Below are 309 nucleotides of genomic sequence, written 5' to 3' on the forward strand. Positions count from 1 at the left end.
TTGCTGAGCGCGGGTAGTTGGTACCGCGGTTACGGCTCCGTGGTACTGCCTGTTTCCGGTTAGTTGGTACCACAGCCGGGGGTTGACCGGCGAGAGCCCAGAAGCGAAGTCGGGTTTCGCCGGTCAGTGAAGGTTAGCTGTCTACGGTTGTCTGAGCGTGCGCGAGGTGTTGGCGCATGTCGTAGTCGCCGAGTTCGATGCGCTGTCCGGCGTTGAGTCTGCTGACCAGTGAGTCTGCTCCGACGGGGTCAGGGAGTTTCTTTATCCAGTAGGCCGCAGTTGTTTGGGAGACGATGATGGTCGGCAGTC

The 309-nt window shown here is 60.2% G+C and carries 1 pseudogene; it reads right to left on the reverse strand.

Going from position 1 to position 309, the window contains the following annotated elements:
- Positions 1-133: 133 nt before the first annotated feature.
- Positions 134-309, reverse strand: a pseudogene (locus HMPREF0308_RS14280) (ATP-binding protein); the annotation flags it as partial.

Origin of the sequence: Corynebacterium striatum ATCC 6940 (genome assembly GCF_000159135.1) — a bacterium.
Lineage (GTDB): Bacteria > Actinomycetota > Actinomycetes > Mycobacteriales > Mycobacteriaceae > Corynebacterium > Corynebacterium striatum.